Source organism: Pigmentiphaga litoralis (assembly GCF_014651835.1).
Lineage (GTDB): Bacteria > Pseudomonadota > Gammaproteobacteria > Burkholderiales > Burkholderiaceae_B > Pigmentiphaga > Pigmentiphaga litoralis.
The window spans coordinates 100,581-118,325 of record NZ_BMXQ01000003.1 but is presented as its reverse complement, the minus strand read 5'-3'; the positions used below and the strand labels follow the sequence as shown (position 1 = coordinate 118,325).

Genomic DNA, 17,745 nt, shown 5'->3' with positions numbered 1-17,745 from the left:
TCAGAATTGGTCCGGGTCGAGGGCGAGCACACCTGCGCTGCCTTCAAGAATCGCCGTGCGAAGGGCACTGGCGCGAGGCAGGATGTTAGAGCAATAGAAGCGGGCCGTCGCCAGCTTGCCGGTAAGGAAGGGTTCGAGATCCCCGGCGGCCATGCGATCGCGGCACACCACGGCGGCGCGCGCCATCTGCCAGCCGCCATGCACGTAGCCCGATAGCATCAGATAGGGCACGCTGCCGGCGTGGACCTCGCGCGGCTGCGCCTTGGCCTGCCTGACGACATAGTCCACGCAGGCTTCCAGGTCGGCAATGCCCGTAGCCAGGAATCGAGCGATGTCGCTCAGGTCGGCCAGGTCGGCATGGGCTGCCGCGGTGGCCGGCGTCGAGAGCAAGGCCGCATGGGTCTCGCGCATCGCCGCGATCACGCCGCGCGCCACGGCGCCCTGGTCGCGCACGGTCTTGCGTCCGACCAGGTCATTGGCCTGGATGGCGGTGGTGCCTTCGTAGATGGCCAGGATGCGTGCGTCGCGATAGTGCTGCGCGGCGCCCGTCTCTTCGATGAAGCCCATGCCGCCATGCACCTGCACCCCTGTCGAGGTGACCTCGATGGCCATCTCGGTGGCAAAGCCCTTGATGATCGGCACCATGTATTCATACAAGGCCTGATTCTTCTGGCGCGTCTCGGCATCCGGATGCCGGTGCGCAAAATCGAAGGCGCCCGCCGCCACGTAGGCCATGGCGCGCGACGCCTGCGTCAGCGCCCGCATCGTCATCAGGTTGCGGCGCACGTCGGGGTGCTGCACGATCGCCACCGGCCCGGCGGACCCTTCCACCGCGCGGCTCTGCACACGATCGCGCGCGTAGGACACGGCCTGCTGCATGGCGCGCTCAGAGATCGCGACGCCCTGCACGCCCACTGCAAACCGGGCCGCGTTCATCATGATGAACATGGTTTCCAGGCCGCGATGTTCGGTGCCGATCAAGGTGCCCACGGCGCCTGCGCCCACGTCACCCTGGTTGTCGCCATACAGCAGCACGGCCGTCGGGCTCGCCTTGATGCCCAGCTTGTGCTCGAGCGATGCGCACCACACGTCGTTGCGCGCACCCAGCGAGCCGTCGTCGTTGACCAGGAACTTCGGCACCATGAACAGCGAGATGCCCTTGACGCCTTCCGGCGCATCGGGCAGCCGCGCAAGGACCATGTGCACGATGTTCTCGGCAAGGTCATGCTCGCCATAGGTGATGTAGATTTTTTGCCCGAACAGGCGATAGGTGCCATCGCCCTGGGGCACGGCACGAGTACGCACCTGCGACAGATCGGACCCGGCCTGCGGCTCGGTCAGGTTCATGGTGCCGGTCCACGTGCCATCCACCAGCCTGGGCACATACAGGGCGCGCTGGGCAGGCGTACCGGCGGTCAGCAGGACTTCGATGGCGCCGTCGGTCAGCAGCGGACACAGCCCGAATGACAGGCTGGCTGCATTCAGGTTTTCGACGCACGGGGTGGCCAGCAGCTTGGGCAGTCCCTGTCCGCCGAATTCCGTTGGATGGGACAGCCCTTGCCAGCCGCCGGTCACGAATTCGCGGAAGGCGGCCTTGAAGCCGGGGGACGTGGTGACCACGCCGCCCGCCAGCGTGGCGGGCTGGCGGTCGGCCGGATGGTTCAGCGGCGCGACGGCGTCCTGCAGCAGCCGCGCGTTTTCTTCAAGGACGGCATCGACGATTTCCGGAGCGATGTCGTCGCCGCCGGGCAGCTGCCGCACCTTGTCGAGCCCCGCGAGCTCATTGAGAACGAAGCGGATATCTCGTAACGGTGCGACAAAAGCCATGCTCATCCTCCGCCCGGCGGGTAGAAAAAAACGCGCTGAAAACAAACGCGCCGGTCCAAGGCGATGGACCGGCGGCGGGATCGTGCAGCGTGCGCGGATCGGGTCAGGCGACGCGATCCACGTGGGCCATTACAGGGCCTGCACCAGCTCCGGCACGGCCGTGAACAGGTCAGCGACCAGACCGTAGTCGGCCACGCCAAAGATCGGCGCCTCGGCATCCTTGTTGATCGCCACGATGACCTTGGAGTCCTTCATGCCGGCCAGGTGCTGGATGGCGCCCGAAATACCGATGGCCACATACAGCTGCGGCGCCACGATCTTGCCGGTCTGGCCCACCTGCCAGTCGTTCGGCGCGTAGCCTGCGTCCACCGCGGCGCGCGATGCACCCATGGCTGCGCCCAGCTTGTCGGCCAGCGGCTCGAGCAGCTTGAAGTTGTCGGCGTTGCCCATGCCGCGGCCACCCGAGACCACCGCCTTGGCGGCGGTCAGTTCCGGACGATCGCTCTTGGCGACTTCACGGCCCACAAAGGCAGCCTTGCCGGCGTCGCCCACGGCCGACAGCGTTTCGACCGTGGCCGAGCCACCGGTGGCGGCCGCGCCGTCGAACGCGGTGGTCCGGACGGTAATCACCTTGACCGGATCGGCCGATTGCACCGTGGCAATCGCGTTGCCGGCATAGATCGGACGCTGGAAGGTGTCCGGCGATTCGACGGCAATGATGTCGGACACCTGGGCCACGTCCAGCTTGGCCGCCACGCGCGGGGCAATGTTCTTGCCGTAGGCAGTCGCAGTGAACAGCAGGTGGCTGTACTGGTTGCTGCCCGCAACAGCGAGCACCTGCTCGGCCACGTTTTCGGCCAGGCCTTCGGCAAACGCCGGGGCGTCGGCCAGCAGGACCTTGGTCACACCGGCCACTTGCGCGGCGGCATCCGCGGCAGCCTGCGCGCCCGATCCGGCGATCAGCACGTGGATGTCGCCGCCGATCTTGACGGCCGCCGTGACGGCGTTCAGCGTGGCGGGCTTGATGCTGGCGTTATCGTGTTCTGCAATGACGAGCGTTGTCATGATTGTCATACCACCTTGGCTTCGTTCTTGAGCTTGTCGACCAACGCCGCGACGTTGGCCACCTTCACACCGGCCTGCCGCGCAGGCGGCTCGGACACCTTGAGTGTCTTCAGGCGCGGCGCCACATCCACGCCCAGGTCTTCCGGCTTGACGGTTTCCAGCGGCTTCTTCTTGGCCTTCATGATGTTGGGCAGCGTGACATACCGCGGCTCATTCAGGCGCAGGTCGGTCGTGATCACGGCCGGCAGCGTCAATGACAGGGTTTCCAGGCCACCGTCGACTTCGCGGGTGACCGTGGCCTTGCCGTCGGCAACTTCGACCTTGCTGGCGAACGTGGCTTGCGGCCAGCCCAGCAGCGCCGCCAGCATCTGGCCGGTCTGGTTCGAATCGTCGTCGATCGCCTGCTTGCCCAGGATCACCAGCTGCGGCTGTTCCTTGTCGACCAGCGCCTTGAGCAGCTTGGCGACAGCCAGCGGCTGCAGTTCGACGGTCGATTCGACCAGGATCGCGCGGTCGGCGCCGATGGCCATGGCGGTACGCAGCGTTTCCTGGCTTTGCGTCACGCCGCAAGACACGGCCACGACTTCGGTCGCCACGCCCTTTTCCTTGAGGCGCGTGGCCTCTTCGACGGCGATCTCGTCGAACGGGTTCATCGACATCTTGACGTTCGCGATGTCCACGCCCGATTGATCGGACTTGACGCGTACCTTGACGTTGTAGTCAACCACACGCTTGACTGGCACCAGCACCTTCATGAAGCGGCCTCTCGAGTTGGGCCCCGGCAGCAAACGCCCGGGGGATTACCAAAAGAATCTTTATCAGCCCTTTATTATGCCGCCATTTGCCTGGACGATCCTGAAGGGGGGATACGGCCCGGCAGAAGGGTCAGGATCTCTGCCGCCCGGCCCGGCAGACCGGCCAGGATCCGGGCCGCCTGGCGCGGCCGAGGCGTCAGATGCCCGCCAGCGCCCGGATGTGCGCGGTCACGCTGCGGCCCAGCGCCGACAGGTTGTAGCCACCCTCCAGGCTGCTCACGACGCGCCCCTGGGCGTGCGCCTGCGCCACCGTCACCAGCTGCGTCGTAATCCAGGCATAGTCCGCCTCGACCAGGCCCATCTGGCCCAGGTCGTCTTCGCGGTGGGCGTCGAAGCCGGCGGAGATCAGGATCAGTTGCGGCTTGAACTCGTGCAGGCGCGGCAGCCAGACGTTTTCCACCAGCTCGCGGATCGCGTTGCCGGTCGTGTAGGCGGGCACTGGCTGGTTCAGCATGTTCGGCGCCGGGTGATCGGTCCCGCTGTGCGGGTAGAACGGGTGCTGGAAGAAGCCGCACATCAGCACGCGAGGGTCGTTGCTCAGCGCGGCTTCGGTACCGTTGCCATGGTGGACGTCGAAGTCGATCACGGCCACCCGCTCCAGGCCGTGGTGGTCCAGGGCGTGGCGCGCGGCAACCGCGATATTGCTCAGGAAGCAGAAGCCCATGGCCCGATCCGGGCACGCATGGTGGCCCGGTGGGCGTACCGAGCAAAAGGCGGTATCTGACTCGCCCGCCATGACGGCGTCGACTGCCGCGATGCCCGCGCCCGCCGCATGCAATGCTGCGGCATGGGTGTGCGGGTTCAGCGACGTGTCGGGGTCGATCTCGGCATAGCCTTCGGCAGGCGCGCGGCGGGCCAGTTCAGCCAGGTAAGCAGGTGTGTGGACACGCAACAACGCGTCGTCGGGCGCGGCCGGCGCTTCGCGTTCGTCAAGATGGGGCAAAACGCCGGATGCAAGCAGCTGATCCGTAATGGCGTCCAGGCGTAGCGGCGTTTCGGGGTGCCACTCGCCCATCTCGTGCAAGCGGCATTCGGGGTGGGTAAAAAACAGCGTGGCCATGCGTGAAAAGGGTCTCCGACTTGCAACCGTGGCTGACACCGTGCAGCATCCTCGTTTTCCTTGCTTCAGCCAACCGGGTAATTACGCGTGCCTTTCTCCGATCGACTTTCCCGCCCTGCCCTTCTTCCGTCCCGAACCGCCTGGGTCCTTTGCCTGACCGCCGGCGTGCTGGCGGGCTGCGCGTCCACCGATCCGGCGGCGGGCGACATGTCGTCGGCGCCAGCGGGCGGGAGCGCGGTGGCGACTGCCGGCGGATCGACCCCCGGCACGACGCCGGCGATGGGGGGCAATGCCCCGGGCAGCGCGTCGGGCACGGCATCGGCATCGGGCGGCGTGCCCGCTGGGGCCGCAGCGTCGGGTTCGACATCGTACGGGTCGGCCGGCACCGTATCCGCCAACGCGGGGACCGCTGCATCCGGCGCCACGTCCATGCCGGTCGCCGTGACACCGACGACATCGACAACGCCGACGACACCATCAGCCCCCGCCGTAGAAGTTGCGCCGTCGCCCAACGAAAGCAACGCCAAGGCCGCCTTTGCAGCCGAGATGGCCCAGCGCGGGCTGGATCCGGCCGACGTGGCCGCCATCCTGAAGCAGGCGCGCTTTTCGGCCACCGTTGCCAAGCTCGTCCTGCCCGCCGCCACGCCGTCGGTCCGCAGCTGGCCGCGCTACCGCACGCGTTTTGTCGAGCCGCGCCGCATCAAGGAAGGGGTCGACTTCTGGGTCAAGCACGGCCCGATGCTGGCGCGCACCGAAGCCAAGTATGGCGTACCGGCGTCCATCATCGTGTCCATCATTGGCGTCGAGACCTTCTACGGCCGCGTGACCGGCAACTTCCGTGTGCTGGACGCCCTGTCCACGCTCGCCTTCGACTACCCGCCGCAAGCGCCGAATGACCGCAGCCCCTTCTTTCGCGAACAGCTCGCGCAGTTCCTGGTGCTCTGCAAGGAATCGGGGCTCGATCCCCTGTCCGTGCAAGGTTCTTACGCGGGCGCGATCGGCCTGCCGCAATTCATGCCGGGCAGCCAGCGCCGCTTTGCGGTCGACGGCGACGGCGACGGCAAGATCAATCTGCTGGCCAGCCCCGACGATGCGATTGCGTCAGTGGCGAACTTCCTGATCGAGCACGGCTGGAAACCCGGCCAGCCCGTCTTCCTGCCGGTGCGCCTGCCCGCCGACCCCAAACCCCTGGTGGACGGCGGCCTGGTCCCTACCCTGACCTGGCCGCAACTGAACGCGGCGGGCGCCCGCATCATCAACACCGACGGCACTTGGAGCGGCGCCTGGACGGATTGGAAGATGGGCGTGATCGACCTGTACGACGGCCCCACCGACACCACCGAATACCGTGTGGCCGCACCGAACTTCTTTGCGATCACCCAGTACAACCGCAGCTACTTCTACGCCACATCGGTTGCCGACCTGGCGGCGGAACTGGAAAAGAAGAAGCCCTGACCCTGCCGAGCACCCACCCGCCCCGGGGAACCTGCTTTCCCGGGGCTTGGGGCGACACTCAGTCTCAGTTAAAGACGCCGGTGGACAGGTAGCGGTCCCCGCGATCACAGACGATGAAGACGATCGTCGAATTGCTGACTTCTTCGGCCACGCGCAGCGCCGTCACCAGCGCACCCGCGGCTGAAATCCCCGCAAAGATGCCCTCTTCGGACGCCAGCCGGCGCGCCATCTGCTCGGCATCGGCCTGTGTGACGTATTCGACGCGGTCGACCCGGCTGCCGTCGTAGATGGACGGCAGGTAGGCCTCAGGCCACTTGCGGATGCCGGGAATCGACGAGCCTTCGGTGGGCTGGGCGCCAACGATCTGGATCGCGGGATTGCGCGACTTCAGGTAGGTGGACACCCCCATGATCGTTCCGGTCGTGCCCATCGCGCTAACGAAGTGCGTCACGGCGCCGTCGGTGTCGTCCCAGATTTCCGGGCCGGTCGTCTCGACGTGCGCCAGCGGATTGTCGGGACTGGCGAACTGGTCCAGGACCTTGCCCTTGCCTTCCGACTGCATCGACACGGCCAGGTCGCGGGCGTATTCCATGCCGCCGCTGGCCGCTGGCGTCAGAATCAGCTGGGCGCCATAGGCGGTCATGGCCGCGCGACGCTCGACGGACAGATTGTCGGGCATGATCAGCAGCATCTTGTACCCGCGGATCGCCGCCACCAGCGCCAGCGCAATGCCGGTGTTGCCGCTGGTGGCCTCGATGAGCGTGTCGCCGGGCTTGATCTCGCCGCGCTCTTCCGCGCGTTTGATCATGGAGAGCGCCGGGCGATCCTTCACGGAGCCGGCGGGGTTGTTGCCCTCGAGCTTGCCAAGAATGATGTTGCCGCGCGCCGCGTTGCCCGCACCGGGAATCCGCTGCAGGCGAACCAACGGCGTCTTGCCGATGGTGTCTTCAATGGTGGGATAGGATTTCATAGGTCGATGATAACTCCGCGCGAGGCGGTTTAATGGCCCTTGCCCTTACTGGCATCAGGCGTATTCACGATCAGCGCAGGGGGCATGCGGGACGGATCGGGGGACGGCGGGAACGGCGACGTGCGGGCCGGAGGAGACGCGGATGCGCCGAACGCCTGCGCTGGGAATGTAGTGGAACGCGTGCTGCGTGTATCGGCGTTGGCCGTGGGCCGGGATGCCATCACCCGAGGCGACGCACCGACCGTCAGCCCCTGCGCCGCCAGCCGCTCGGCCCTCTTGGGGCCGATGCCGCGTACCCGTCCGGCAAAATCCTCGAACGACGAAAACTGGCCGCGCTGCTGCCGCTCGCGCACGATCAAGGACGCCGTCTTGGGCCCGATGCCGCGGATGCCTTCAAGCTGCGCTTGGGTGGCCGTGTTGACGTCCAGTCCGTAGGCGGCGCCCGGGGTAGCAAGCGAGACCCCGCCGGCGGTCAGCGCGGCCAGGAAGACCAAGTGGCGCGTGCGGCGCAATACAGCGCGTGTCCGGTGGCGTGGTGACGTGTCAGGCAACCACGACGGCAGGCCGTGCACAGTGGACGACGACGGGTTTGCGTGCACGGCAGGCGGCGCGGGGGCCGGTGGCCTGGAGGTCGCTGGCTCGGCCAAGGCGGACACGGACCCCGGCGCCTCTGCCGCCTCAGCCCCCTCTGCCGCCCCGATGTCGCACGCGGCCAGTTCATCCGCTGACAGTTCGCAGGGCGCCGGTACGGTAGCACCCGTGGACGAAGCGCTTGACGGTGCAGAGGCAGACGACGGCGCGCCAGGCGGCTTGGCGCAGGCAGATTCAAGAAAGGGATTCATTGGGCGGCTCCAGGTGCATGGCTGCCTGCGCGTCCCGGCCGGCTGGCAAGACACGCAAGGGCAGATCAGAACCTCCATCGTGCGCCGATGGGCCACCAAGCGGCGCCGCGGCGCGCCGCGATGTCCTAGCGCAACGCTACGTAGGACGTGCAGCCGACGCGACGGTTCAGCACCTGCAACCCGTCCCCTCGACACGCCCCTGGCGTCATCCAATCACTTGGCGGCGCGCAGCGCCCGCACGTATTCCGACACACCGGTCTGCACATCGCGCATCGGCGCCGTGTACCCGGCTTCGCGCAGCTGCGTCGTGTCGGCCTGCGTGTAGCTCTGGTAGCGGCCCTTCAGGTCATCGGGGAACGGGATGTAACGGATCAGCCCCTTGGCGACCAGCTCGTCCAGAGGCAATGCCGCCTCGCCCTGCTCTTCCCGCAGCGTGTTCACCACCGCCATCGCCACATCGTTGAATGGCTGTGCGCGACCGGTGCCGCAGTTGTAGACGCCCGGGTGGTCATGGTGTTCCAGGAAGTGAAGGTTTACTGCCACGGCGTCGTGCACCGAGATGAAGTCCCGCTGCTGGCCGCCATCGGGATAGCCATCCCAGCCGCCAAACAGCCGCACATGCCCTTCGGACAGGAACTGGTTCATGTTGTGGAAGGCCACGGACGCCATGCGCCCCTTGTGCTGTTCGCGGGGACCATACACGTTGAAGTAGCGCAGGCCAATCACCGGCGCGGTCAGCTTGCCCAGGTACCGGCGCAACACCTGGTCGAACAAAAATTTGGAATAGCCGTACACGTTCAATGGCTTTTCGTACTTCAGGTCTTCCACGTAATCCGGGCCGGCACCATACACGGCGGCCGACGACGCATAGATGAGTGGAATCCGCTGCTGCTGCGAGTAGTCGAACAGCTCATGGGTGACGCGGTAGTTGTTGTCCATCATGTAGGCGCCGTTGCGCTCGGTGGTGTCCGAGCAGGCGCCCTGGTGCAGGATCGCGTCGATGGGTGGCAGGCTGCGGTCCATGACGCGCTTGCGGAATTCGGCCTTGTCCATGTAGTCGGCAATCTGGCCGTCGACCAGGTTGACGAACTTGTCGCCCTCGAGCAGATCGTCCACCGCCAGAATGTCGCGATGGCCCTGGGCGTTCAGCCCCTGGACGAGGTTGCTGCCGATGAATCCCGCAGCGCCGGTGACGATGATCATGATGTGCTTCCTGTTCCATGGCGAACGACGCGCGGCCCACCCACGCGCGCGGTCCACCGGTTGTAATTCGAACGGGGCCGGTGGCCCCCATGGCGGCGTCAGCCCGCTTGCGCCGCGCTCAATTCGGCCGGCGTGACGATCGACGTCCCCAGCTTTCCGACCACGATGCCGCCGGCAAGGTTCGCCCAGCGCATCGCGTCGTGCAGATCCAGCCCGGCCGCCTGCATGACGGCCAGCGTGGCAATGACGGTATCGCCCGCGCCCGACACGTCGAACACCTCGCGCGCCTGCGCCCCGACATGGTCGCGGCCGTCGGCCGTGTACAGCGTCATGCCCAGCTCCGACCGCGTCACCAGCAATGCCTTCAGGTCCAGGGCTACGCGCAGCCGCTGCGCGCGCTCGGCCAGTTCGTCGTCGTCGCGCCAGCGGCCCACCGCATCGCGCATTTCGGACTGATTGGGCGTGACCAGCGTCGCGCCGCGGTACCGGCTGTAGTCGTCGCCTTTCGGATCGACCAGGATGATGCACTCGTGGCGGCGCGCCAGGGCGATCAGCGGTTCGACATGTTCCAGCACGCCTTTGGCGTAATCGGACAGCACCACGACATCGTGGTCGCTCATCAGGCTGGCCACCCGTTCCGCCAGCGCCACCAAGGTGTCGGGCCCCGGACTCTGCTCGAAGTCGACCCGCAGCAATTGCTGCTGGCGGCCCAGCACCCGCATCTTCATGGTGGTGGGAATGGCGGCATCGGTGACCAGTTCGGCGGTCACGCCGGCTTCGGCGCACAGGCGCGAAATCGCCACGCCCGAATCGTCGTTGCCGACGATCCCGACCAGGGTGACGCGTGCACCCAGCACCGCCACGTTGCGCGCCACGTTGGCCGCGCCGCCCAGGCGGTCTTCGCTGCGCGACACGCGCACCACGGGCACCGGCGCTTCCGGCGAGATCCGGTCGACTTCGCCGAACCAGTAGCGGTCCAGCATGACGTCGCCGATGACAAGGACGCGCGCCGACTGGCGCACGGCGTCCGAGGGAAAAGGCTGGCCAGGCGCGGCCTTGGTGTCAGACATCCAGTTCTTCCAAACGTTTGGGCGAATAGGTCTCCCAGGCATTGCAGCCCGGGCACTGCCAGTGAAAGCGCTTGGCCTTGAAGCCGCACGCGCGACACGCATACCGATCCAGCCGCTGCGTATGCTTGTGGATCAGGCTGCGCATCAGCGCGACGTCTTCCACCGACAGCGCGGTGCACGCGCCTGGAATGCTTTCGATTGCCGGCGGGGTTTCGGCGCCGCGCGCCAGTTGCGCTTCGAGCATGCGGTCCAGGCCGAGCAAGGAAGGATTGCGTTGCAGCGCCGCCCGCGCAAACGCCCAGGCGTCGGCCGCGCCGTGCAGGCGGCCACGCGCCAGGAAAATCGAGTTGAAGAGGTCGAGCGACGGGTGCCGCGCGTAGTGCGCTTCGAGTTGCTCCAGCCCGTCGTTTTCGCGCTGCGTGGCGCGGTAGTTGGTCAGGAAGGCCTCGGCGATCAGGCCGACATAATCCGGGTGCGACGCCAGGATCGATTTGAGCTGCAGTCGCTGCGCACGCAGGTCGCCTTCGCGCAGCGCCAGATCGGCCCGCATGATGGCAATACGCACGTGGGGCGGCGCCTCGGCGCTGCGCTGGGCCAGTTCCGACGCATGCGTGGCGGCGTCCAGCGCGTGGGTCGCGGCATCGATATCGGGCACCGGCAAGGCCAGCGCGGCGGCGGCCTCTTCGCAATGGAAGTGCACGGCTTGCGGCACCGGTTCGTCGACCAGGCCTTGCAGCGCATGCACGGCCTGGATTGCGGCCGGCCAGTCGCGCTCGGTTTCGTGGATGCGGATCAGGGCGCGCAAGGCATCGGGCGCAAAGCGCGTCGGTTTCAGTTGATCGAAGGCGGCTTCGGCCCGATCCAGCATGCCTGCGCGCAGGTAGTCCTGCGCCAGTTCGTTCATGGCCTGCTCCCGCTGGCTGACCGGCAGGTCGGGCCGCTGCAGCAGGCTCTGATGCACCCGGATCGCGCGTTCGATTTCACCGCGCCGCCGGAACAGGCTGCCCAGGGCAAAGTGCAGGTCGGTCGTTTCGGGATCGAGCTTGGCCACTTCCACAAACGCGTCGATGGCGCGGTCGTGCTGCTCGTTCAGCAGGAAGTTCAGGCCCCGAAAATAGGAGTCGGGCAGGTTGCGGTTCTCGGACAGCATCTGCCGCACGTCCACCCGCGCCGCGATCCAGCCCAGTCCGAACAGCAGGGGGACGGCAATCAACCACCAGGGTTCGAAATCCACGGGCTGGCCTTACAACGGAGACAAAGGGATGTAGACGTCGGGCGATGGCGGCACCTCGGGCTGCGCGCCGGTGGCGGGCACCAGCGCGCGGGTGCGTTCCAGTTCGCGGCGCAGCGTGGCCATTTCGCGCCGGCGGCGCAAGACGGCCGGCACCGTCAGCAAGAGACCAAACAGCGTCCCGGCAACGAAGCAACCCAACATCACGACGATGAGCGGCACCTCGCTGATCAGGCGATCAGCAAAGAAATACACCGTGACGCGGTCCGTGTTTTTCAACGCGAAGAGCAGCACCACGACAAAGATCAGCAAGCGCAACGCCCAGACGAGATATCGCATTGTCGATGCTCCAGGAAAGAAGTAGGGAGCGATTGTAAGCCGGGCAGCGTGTTTCAAGCGCCCCGGCGCTGGAAGGGTTGCGTCCTTTATCGAGACGACACCTTGCGCGAGGACGCCCCAAGGCTGCCTGCCAGGCGTTCCGCCAGGTGCTGCGCCTTGAAGGCATCCATGACCCACTCGACAAACACCCGGGTCTTGGCCGGCAGCAAGGCACGCGACGCGTAGTACAGCGAGATGGCGCCCGCGTCGGCATACCAGCGTGGCAGCAGCCGCACCAGACGCCCCGCTTCCAGCTCGGGCAGCACGTCCGGCACGGCGAGCAAAGCGACGCCCAGGCCCAGCAGCGCCGCGTCCCGCATGGCCGCGGGTTCGTTCAACACCAACGTGTCGCGCAGGGGTGCAGCCATTTCGTTGCCTGCCACGTCGCGCATCGTCCACTGGCGCACGCGTCCGGTGCGCGGCGCGCGCATCACGATGCCGTCCAGGCCGACGAGGCCGCCCGGATCGGCCGGCAACGGACGTCCGGCCAGATAGGCCGGCGAGGCGACGGCAACGATGTGCGCGGGCGCCAGCGTGCGGGCAATGATCCCGGGCGTCAGGTCGAAGCCTCCCCCGATCGCCGCGTCGTACCCCTCGGCGATCAGGTCGACCGGGCGCGTTTCGAAATGCCAGTCCGGACGGATCCGGGGGTAACGGGCCAGGAAGGCTGGCAACAGCGGAAGCACATGTGTCGTGCCCAGCAGCGGCGGCAGGCTGACCTTGAGCACGCCGGCCGGCTCGCCACCGTCGGTCGCCGCGGCGATCGCTGCCTGCAAACCCAGCAGGTGATCGGTGATCTGCAGGCGGAATGCTTCGCCGGCTTCGGTCAGCGTCAGGCTGCGGGTGGATCGGTGGAAGAGCCGCACATCCAGGTTGCGCTCGAGCATGGCCACATTGCGGCTGACCGCAGCGGGCGTCAGCGACAGGCGTCGGGCGGCTTCGGAAAAGCTGCCTGCCTCGGCGCTACGGACAAACGATTCCAGATTCGCGAGTGTCTCCATCTGCCTATTTTAAAGCAATCGTTGAAGATCAATCCAGCGATTTGTAGCTTATCAGCATGGAGTACCGGCGTCAGAATGCCTCATCGACATTCCACACGGAGCAGCACACATGACCACTACCCTTCAACCGCTGGCCGGCAAAGTCGCCCTTGTGACCGGCGGCGCCCGGGGCATCGGCGCTGCGATCGTCCGCCGCCTGGCCCACGACGGCGCTGACGTTGCCTTCAGTTATGCCGCGTCCGAAGACCGCGCCCAGGCGCTGGTGAAAGAGATCGAAGCGGGCGGCCGCCGTGCGCTGGCCGTGCGGGCCGACCAGGCCAGCACCGCTCAGGTCGCCGCCCTGGTCAAGGAAGTCCACGCCCGGCTCGGACGCCTGGACATCCTGGTCAACTCGGCCGGCGTGTTCGTGACCGGCACGGTCGACGACGCCCAGGCCGACCTGGCTGCCTTCGATCGGCAATTCGACGTCAACGTCAAAGGCGTGGCCGCCGCGGTGCGCGCCGCCGTGCCGCTCATGTCGGACGGCGGCCGCATCGTGTCCATCGGCACCACCGGCGCCGTGCATGTGCCGTTTGCCGGCGCGGCTGACTACATCGCCAGCAAAGCCGCCGTGGCCGCCTACACCCGGGGCTGGTCGCGCGACTTGGGCGCACGGAACATTACCGTCAACGTCGTCCAGCCGGGTGCCATCGACACCGACATGAATCCGCAGGACGGACCGTTTGCCCAGACCCTCAAGGCACTGACACCGCTGGGCCGCTACGGACTTCCAGAAGAAATCGCTGCCGCCGTGGCGTTTCTGGCCGGCCCCGATGCGGCGTACATCACCGGCGCCACGCTCAACGTCGATGGCGGACAGCTCGCCTGATCGACCCGCAAAGGTCAAGGGCCGCACCGATTTAGAACCGACCCACAGCCGCCTCATCACGGACCCACATCACCGATACCGGTCCCGACATCCACTGCCGACGTCCGGACCCTGACCCCGTTTGCACACCTCTCAAACCACGACACAAGGACATTCCATCATGACCACTTCGACCCACACCCCAGCCGCCGCACAACCCAACCGCGATCCGAGCATCGGCATCATCGGCGCCGGCAATATCGGACATGCCATCGCCACCGCACTGGCACGCGCCGGCATCACCGCCACGCTGTCGAACAGCCGCGGCCCCGCCAGCCTGGCCGACACGGTCGCCGCCATCGGCCCGACAATCCAGGCCGGCACCCGCCAAGAAGCCGCCGCCAAGGATATCGTGTTCGTGGCCGTCAACTGGTCCAGGCTGCCCGCCGCGCTTGCCGGCCTGCCCGACTTCGGCCAGCGGATCGTGGTCGATGCCAACAACCCGATCGAAGGGCCGCTGTTCAAGCCTGCCGAGCTGCAGGGCCGCACGTCGTCAGAAGTCGTGGCCGAGAGGGTGCCTGGCGCCCGCCTGGTCAAAGCCTTCAATCACCTGCTGGCCGAGCACGTGGCCAGCGACCCTCGACGGGAAGGCGGACGCCGCGTTATGTTCTATTCCGGGGATGACGCACAGGCAAAGGCCGACGTGGCCGCTTTGATCGACCGCCTGGGCTTCTTCGGCATCGACCTTGGTGCGCTCGCCATCGGGGCCCGCCTCGCCCAGTTTCCGGGCGGCCCGCTGCCCGCTCTCAATCTTGTCAAATTCGGCTGACACCCTGTCAGCGCTGCAAGCGTCTGTCCGTTGCGCAAGCCTTCAGGGCCTGCGCAACGTCATCTCTGCCGCACGCCGTGATCGTTAACCGCAAGCCTCGTCCGTTGCGCCAGCCCTGGTCGCATCGTTACCGTCCCCTCAGGAGCATCGCATGCCCTTCATCACCACCTCTGACAACGTCAACATCTTCTACAAGGACTGGGGCCCGAAAACCGCCCAGCCTATCGTGTTCCACCACGGCTGGCCCTTGTCGTCCGACGACTGGGACGCACAGATGCTGTTCTTCGTGCAACGCGGCTACCGGGTCGTGGCCCACGATCGCCGCGGCCATGGCCGGTCGGATCAAGTGTCCGAAGGCCATGACATGGACCACTACGCCGCCGACGCGTTTGCGGTCGTCGAAGCGCTGGACCTGAAGAACGCGGTCCACATCGGGCATTCGACCGGCGGTGGCGAGGTGGCGCGTTATGTGGCGAAGCACGGCCAGCCGGCCGGCCGCGTCGCCAAGGCGATCCTGGTGTCCGCCGTGCCGCCCCTGATGCTCAAGACCGAGGCGAATCCCGAAGGCTTGCCGATGGAGGTGTTCGACGGATTGCGAGCGGCGCTGGCTGCCAACCGTGCGCAGTTCTTCACCGACCTGCCGACGGGTCCGTTCTACGGCTTTAACCGCGACGGCGCCAAGGTGCTGCCCGGCGTGATCCAGAACTGGTGGCGCCAGGGCATGATGGGAAGCGCCAAGGCCCACTACGAAGGCATCAAGGCCTTTTCGGAAACAGACCAGAGCGATGACCTGAAGGCGATTACGGTACCCACGCTGTGGCTGCATGGCGAAGACGACCAGATCGTGCCGATCGCCGATGCCGCGATCAAGGGCGTCAAGCTGCTCCCCAACGCCACCCTCAAGACCTACCCGGGGTACCCGCATGGGATGCTGACCGTCAACGCCGATGTGCTGAACGCCGACCTACTCGCGTTCATCCAGGCGTAAAGAAAAAACCCCGGCAGCCTTGCAGCTGTCGGGGTTTTTTGTTGCCGGCGCGCCGACCGTTCTTACACGGGCGGCGGTTCGGCGGCGGCAACGTCGACACGTTCCCGCAATTCCTTGCCGGCCTTGAAGTGCGGCACCCGTTTTTCAGGCACCAGCACCCGCTCGCCGGACTTCGGATTACGGCCTATACGCGGCGGGCGTTTCGACAGCGAAAAGCTGCCGAAGCCACGGATCTCGATACGGTGGCCTTCCGATAAGGACTGGGCCATCGCGTCGAGGATCGTTTTCACCGCGTAATCGGCATCCTTGGCGACCAGCTGGGGATAGCGGGCCGCCAAACGCGCGATCAACTCGGATTTCGTCATGGAATCCATGCCAGGGCGAGCCGAAAGCATCGTCTGTCAGGAGGCCATCAACCGTTTTCGCGTTCGTTGAGCTTGGCCTTGAGCAGTGCGCCCAGGTTGGTCGTGCCCGACGATGCGCTGGCATCCGACATGCGCTGGATGGCGTCAGCCGTCTCTGCGCTGTCCTTCGCCTTGATCGAGAGCTGGATCGAACGCGTCTTGCGGTCGATGTTCAGGATCATGGCGTCGACGTTGTCGCCCACCTTCACGATGGTCGATGCATCTTCCACGCGGCCCGTCGACATCTCGGAAGCGCGCAGATAGCCTTCGACATCCACCGACAGGGTCACGACAGCACCCTTGGGTTCGACGGACTTGACGGTGCCAGGAACCACGGCGCCCTTGTCGTACGTGCCAACGAAGTTGGTGAACGGATCGCCTTCCAGCTGCTTGATGCCCAGCGAGATGCGTTCCTTGTCGGTGTCGATGCCCAGAACCACGGCTTCGACTTCGTCGCCCTTCTTGAAGTTGCGCACGGCTTCTTCGCCGGTTTCGCTCCAGGACAGGTCGGACAGGTGCACCAGGCCGTCGATGCCGCCAGGCAGACCGACGAACACGCCGAAGTCGGTGATCGACTTGATGGCGCCGCGGACCTTGTCGCCACGCTTGTGGTTGATCGAGAATTCTTCCCACGGATTCGCGCGGCACTGCTTCATGCCCAGCGAGATACGGCGGCGGTCTTCGTCGATTTCCAGAACCATGACTTCGACTTCGTCGCCCAGGGTGACAACCTTCTTGGGATCGACGTTCTTGTTGGTCCAGTCCATTTCGGACACGTGGACCAGGCCTTCGATGCCGGCTTCGACTTCGACGAATGCGCCGTAGTCCGTGAGGTTCGTGACCTTGCCGAACAGACGCGTGCCTTGCGGGTAGCGACGAGCGAGGCCCACCCAGGGATCTTCGCCCAGCTGCTTGACGCCCAGCGAGACGCGGTTCTTTTCCTGGTCGAACTTCAGGACCTTGGCCTGGATTTCCTGGCCGACAGTCAGCACTTCCGACGGGTGACGCACACGACGCCATGCCAGATCGGTGATGTGCAGCAGGCCGTCGATACCGCCCAGGTCCACGAATGCGCCGTAGTCGGTGATGTTCTTGACCACGCCGTTGACGATCGCACCTTCGTGCAGCGTCTCGAGCAGCTTCTGGCGCTCTTCGCCCATGTTGGCTTCGAGCACGGCACGGCGCGACAGCACGACGTTGTTGCGCTTGCGGTCGAGCTTGATGACGCGGAATTCGAGGGTCTTGCCTTCGTACGGCGTGGTGTCCTTGACAGGACGCAGGTCGACCAGCGAACCCGGCAGGAAGGCGCGGATTGCGTTGGTCATGACGGTCAGGCCGCCCTTGACCTTGCCAGTGATGGTGCCGGTGACCAGGTCGCCCGACTCGAGCGCCTGCTCGAGTTGCAGCCAGGCAGCCAGGCGCTTGGCGCGGTCACGCGACAGAACCGTGTCGCCGTAGCCGTTTTCCAGCGCGTCGATCGCGACGGAGACGAAGTCGCCTTCCGACACTTCGAGTTCGCCCTTGTCGTTCAGGAATTCTTCGAGCGGGATCAGAGCCTCGGACTTCAGGCCAGCGTTGACCACCACGAAGTTATGGTCGATGCGCACCACTTCAGCAGTGATGACCTCGCCAGACTTCATCTCTTGTTTCTTGATGCTTTCTTCAAACAGTGCGGCGAAACTTTCTTCGCCTGCTGGAATTTCGGAAACCGAAGACATTGTTGTGTTGTACCGGGGTTACACACCTTCATTGGGGGCAGA

17 protein-coding genes are annotated in these 17,745 nt (G+C 66.0%); 4 read left to right on the top strand and 13 right to left on the bottom strand.

The annotated features are described in order from the left end of the window. The 4 genes from IE116_RS23550 to IE116_RS23535 all read right to left on the bottom strand — a co-directional run bounded on the left by IE116_RS23550 (position 1) and on the right by IE116_RS23535 (position 4,767). Complete coding sequence (locus IE116_RS23550) at positions 1-1,827, bottom strand: acyl-CoA dehydrogenase (protein WP_189616089.1); 1,827 nt, start codon at positions 1,825-1,827, stop codon at positions 1-3. A 129-nt stretch (positions 1,828-1,956) separates the two neighbouring features. Continuing rightward, positions 1,957-2,892, bottom strand: a complete 936-nt coding sequence (locus IE116_RS23545; protein WP_189616088.1) for an electron transfer flavoprotein subunit alpha/FixB family protein — start codon at positions 2,890-2,892, stop codon at positions 1,957-1,959. A gap of 5 nt (positions 2,893-2,897) precedes the next feature. Beyond that, positions 2,898-3,647 (bottom strand): electron transfer flavoprotein subunit beta/FixA family protein, encoded by a 750-nt coding sequence (locus IE116_RS23540; protein ID WP_189616086.1) that lies wholly within the window; start codon positions 3,645-3,647, stop codon positions 2,898-2,900. Positions 3,648-3,843: 196 nt separating this feature from the next. Beyond that, the gene (locus tag IE116_RS23535) at positions 3,844-4,767 is read right to left on the bottom strand and encodes a histone deacetylase family protein (RefSeq protein ID WP_189616085.1); all 924 of its coding nucleotides are present in this window, start codon (positions 4,765-4,767) and stop codon (positions 3,844-3,846) included. Between the two features lie 279 nt (positions 4,768-5,046). On the opposite strand from IE116_RS23535, the gene mltB reads away from it, so the two are divergent. Continuing rightward, positions 5,047-6,222 carry a lytic murein transglycosylase B gene (gene mltB, locus IE116_RS23530; RefSeq protein WP_189616606.1) on the top strand — a complete coding sequence of 392 codons (1,176 nt, stop codon included), beginning with the start codon at positions 5,047-5,049 and terminating at the stop codon, positions 6,220-6,222. Between the two features lie 64 nt (positions 6,223-6,286). Here the strand turns inward: mltB and cysM are convergent, their stop codons facing one another. The 7 genes from cysM to IE116_RS23495 form a co-directional block, all read right to left on the bottom strand. Next, a complete protein-coding gene (gene cysM, locus IE116_RS23525; RefSeq protein ID WP_189616084.1) occupies positions 6,287-7,192 on the bottom strand; it encodes a cysteine synthase CysM in 906 nt (301 codons plus the stop codon). Positions 7,193-7,221: 29 nt separating this feature from the next. Beyond that, the gene (locus tag IE116_RS23520; RefSeq protein WP_229828852.1) at positions 7,222-7,704 is read right to left on the bottom strand and encodes a ComEA family DNA-binding protein; all 483 of its coding nucleotides are present in this window, start codon (positions 7,702-7,704) and stop codon (positions 7,222-7,224) included. A 543-nt stretch (positions 7,705-8,247) separates the two neighbouring features. Beyond that, positions 8,248-9,237: an ADP-glyceromanno-heptose 6-epimerase gene (rfaD, locus tag IE116_RS23515; protein ID WP_189616083.1), complete on the bottom strand. Its 990-nt coding sequence runs from the start codon at positions 9,235-9,237 to the stop codon at positions 8,248-8,250. 98 nt (positions 9,238-9,335) lie between these two features. Then, positions 9,336-10,307: a D-glycero-beta-D-manno-heptose-7-phosphate kinase gene (gene rfaE1, locus IE116_RS23510; RefSeq protein ID WP_189616082.1), complete on the bottom strand. Its 972-nt coding sequence runs from the start codon at positions 10,305-10,307 to the stop codon at positions 9,336-9,338. After that, positions 10,300-11,541 (bottom strand): lipopolysaccharide assembly protein LapB, encoded by a 1,242-nt coding sequence (gene lapB, locus IE116_RS23505; protein WP_189616081.1) that lies wholly within the window; start codon positions 11,539-11,541, stop codon positions 10,300-10,302. Before lapB ends, rfaE1 begins: the two co-directional genes overlap by 8 nt. Positions 11,542-11,550: 9 nt before the next feature. Further along, positions 11,551-11,877, bottom strand: coding sequence for a LapA family protein (locus IE116_RS23500; protein ID WP_189616080.1), 327 nt, complete (start codon positions 11,875-11,877; stop codon positions 11,551-11,553). A gap of 86 nt (positions 11,878-11,963) precedes the next feature. Further along, entirely contained in the window at positions 11,964-12,917 is a 954-nt protein-coding gene (locus tag IE116_RS23495) for a LysR family transcriptional regulator (protein WP_189616079.1), read from the bottom strand. A 109-nt stretch (positions 12,918-13,026) separates the two neighbouring features. Here IE116_RS23495 and IE116_RS23490 point away from each other — a divergent pair, with 109 nt between their 5' ends. The 3 genes from IE116_RS23490 to IE116_RS23480 all read left to right on the top strand — a co-directional run bounded on the left by IE116_RS23490 (position 13,027) and on the right by IE116_RS23480 (position 15,581). After that, the gene (locus IE116_RS23490) at positions 13,027-13,785 is read left to right on the top strand and encodes an SDR family NAD(P)-dependent oxidoreductase (RefSeq protein WP_189616078.1); all 759 of its coding nucleotides are present in this window, start codon (positions 13,027-13,029) and stop codon (positions 13,783-13,785) included. 160 nt (positions 13,786-13,945) lie between these two features. Then, positions 13,946-14,593 (top strand): NADPH-dependent F420 reductase, encoded by a 648-nt coding sequence (locus tag IE116_RS23485; RefSeq protein WP_189616076.1) that lies wholly within the window; start codon positions 13,946-13,948, stop codon positions 14,591-14,593. A 151-nt stretch (positions 14,594-14,744) separates the two neighbouring features. Next, the gene (locus IE116_RS23480) at positions 14,745-15,581 is read left to right on the top strand and encodes an alpha/beta fold hydrolase (RefSeq protein WP_189616074.1); all 837 of its coding nucleotides are present in this window, start codon (positions 14,745-14,747) and stop codon (positions 15,579-15,581) included. Positions 15,582-15,643: 62 nt separating this feature from the next. Here the strand turns inward: IE116_RS23480 and IE116_RS23475 are convergent, their stop codons facing one another. Both IE116_RS23475 and rpsA read right to left on the bottom strand, forming a co-directional pair. Then, positions 15,644-15,946 (bottom strand): integration host factor subunit beta, encoded by a 303-nt coding sequence (locus IE116_RS23475; protein WP_179590588.1) that lies wholly within the window; start codon positions 15,944-15,946, stop codon positions 15,644-15,646. Between the two features lie 47 nt (positions 15,947-15,993). Then, positions 15,994-17,703 (bottom strand): 30S ribosomal protein S1, encoded by a 1,710-nt coding sequence (gene rpsA / locus IE116_RS23470; RefSeq protein WP_189616072.1) that lies wholly within the window; start codon positions 17,701-17,703, stop codon positions 15,994-15,996. Between the last annotated feature and the right edge of the window lie 42 nt (positions 17,704-17,745).